The 2,222-nt window shown below is 38.6% G+C and carries 2 protein-coding genes; both read right to left on the bottom strand.

The features are described 5' to 3' along the window. Positions 1–317: 317 nt before the first annotated feature. Positions 318–1,403: a transaldolase gene (tal, locus tag ABZA26_RS13260; RefSeq protein ID WP_372714980.1), complete on the bottom strand. Its 1,086-nt coding sequence runs from the start codon at positions 1,401–1,403 to the stop codon at positions 318–320. A gap of 74 nt (positions 1,404–1,477) precedes the next feature. Continuing rightward, positions 1,478–2,222, bottom strand: a 745-nt coding sequence (locus tag ABZA26_RS13255) for an alanine/glycine:cation symporter family protein (protein WP_372714979.1), incomplete at its 5' end; no start/stop codon positions are given.

The following is a 2,222-nucleotide window of genomic DNA, read 5'->3' as shown; positions in this document are numbered from 1 at the left end:
CTTGAACGTCCTTTAACAGGGTTTGGGTGCGGCTGGTTGATTTCGGCAGCCACAAAACTTGGTCGCCTGCGAGTAGCCAAAAAATAACGAGTCATACGAGTATATTTTCTGGTTCTCAGAAACTTGTTTTCTGAGTTTCATTACTCTACTTGGATTTTCAAGGGCATTTAGCTTATTTTTCACAGGCCTTGATTTTTGGTTACTTTTCATCAAGGAAAAGTAACAGAGTTCGTAGAAATTCAGTAATTTATCCATAAAACAAAAAACCTGGAAAAATTCCAGGTTTTTAAAATATTTAGAATGTCAGTTAATATTCATTATTTAGCCTTAGACTGAATACTCTCTAAAAGCGCCTTATAAGCATCCTCAAAAGACACAAGACCTTTTCCCATCAGAACATTGAAGACTTCATTCATTGACACTCCTGCGTCCTCTAGATCTCTGAAAATCTCATTTGCCTTGGAGTCATCTGTGTCTAGAGAAATTTTTGCAGTTCCGTGGTCAATAAATTTTTTAAGAGTATCATAAGGCAGGGTATTTACAGTATCCGGAGCAATTAATTCTGTTACATACTTTATATCACTGTATGCTGAATTTTTAGTCCCTGTAGATGCCCATAGGACTCTCTGCAGATTAGCCCCTTTTCTCAGGAGTTCCTTGAACTCAGGAGAATTTTCAATACCTCTGTAGATAGAGTAGATTATCATGGAATTTGCCACAGCAGCCTGACCCATAAGGTCTTCTTTCCCTCTTTCTTCCAAGAGGTCATCAACCATACTCTCTATCCTGCTGACAAACACACTGGCAACAGAGTGAACCTTAGTCAGGTCTCCACCATTATCAGCAAGTCTTTTAAGACCTCTTATATATGCTTCTGCTGTTTTTCTGTATTGCTCTGGTGAAAATATAAGTGTAATATTTACACAGATTCCCCTAGATATGAGTTCCTCTATAGCAACTATCCCCTCATCAGTGGCAGGAACCTTAAACATAACATTTTCCCTGTTTACCTTTTTATGCAGTCTTATCCCCTCTGACAAGGTTTTTTCAGTATCCTCTGCCAGCAACGGGTTCAGCTCAAGGCTTATGTACCCGTCCCTCTCTGCTGTTTTTTCATATACAGTCTTTAGTATATCTGCTGCTTCCTGTATATCTCTCACTGTCAATTCGTCGTATATCTCTTCTGCTGAACTTCCCTTTGAAGCCAGCTCTTTTATCTCTTTGTCATAATCATTACTTTTTGCGATGGCATTATGAAATATACTGGGGTTTGATGTGACCCCCATAAGACCAGCCTCTATAAGTTCCTTAAGCTCCCCACTTTGGATAATGTCACGGCTTATAAAATCAAGCCATAGACTCTGACCCAAGCTGTCCAGTTCCCTTATTATCTCTTTATTCATTTTACCCCCCTTGATTATTGTACTTGTATATATTATGGGATAAAAAATTTGAAAAAGCAATAATTTTTATATTCTTATACCTTTTGAAGGACAGGGTTCTTAAAGAACTCCAATGTCTCTCCGATAACTACTTTTCTAAGTACTAAAAGACCCACAAGGTTAGGAATTACCATAACACCATTTACGATATCTGCAATTAGCCAGATTGTATCGAGCTTTAAAAACGGTCCTGAAGCAATCATTACAAGGAAGATAACTTTAAACCATTTGATAGCTTCTTTTGGGAAAAGGTACTGAGTACATTTTTCTCCGTAGAAATTCCAACCGATTATTGTAGTAAAGGCAAAGAATATTATTCCTATATTTACTATTAGAGAACCGTAAGATCCTAGATAAAATTCAAAAGCTTTCGATGTAAGCAGTGATCCGGAAAGCCCGTCTTGAGACCATAACCCTGATGCAACAACTATGATTCCAGTGATACTACATACTATAAGAGTGTCTAAAAACGGTCCAATCATTGATATAAGTCCCTGTTTTACTGGAGAATCAGTTCTGGCAGCTGCTGCTGCAATCGGTGCAGATCCAAGTCCAGCTTCGTTTGAGAATACCCCTCTGGCCACACCTGCTCTCATAGCTATCATTATTCCTGCTCCTGCAAATCCACCTACAGCTGCGCTTCCCTTGAAAGCAGAGCTTATTATAAGTGATATAGCAGACCCTGTAGCGGCAGGGTTTGATGCCATTATTATTACTCCACCTAATATATAAAATACAGCCATAAAAGGAACGAGGAATGATGCTACCTGGGAAATTCTT

Source organism: Ilyobacter sp. (assembly GCF_041583315.1).
In the GTDB taxonomy this organism is placed as follows: Bacteria; Fusobacteriota; Fusobacteriia; order Fusobacteriales; family Fusobacteriaceae; genus Ilyobacter.
This window is presented reverse-complemented; position numbering and strand designations above follow the sequence as displayed.

Coding starts and splice junctions, on each gene's coding strand:
- tal (WP_372714980.1), bottom strand. CDS start 1,403: ATGAATAAAGAGATAATAAGGGAACTGGACAGCTTGGGTCAGAGTCTA.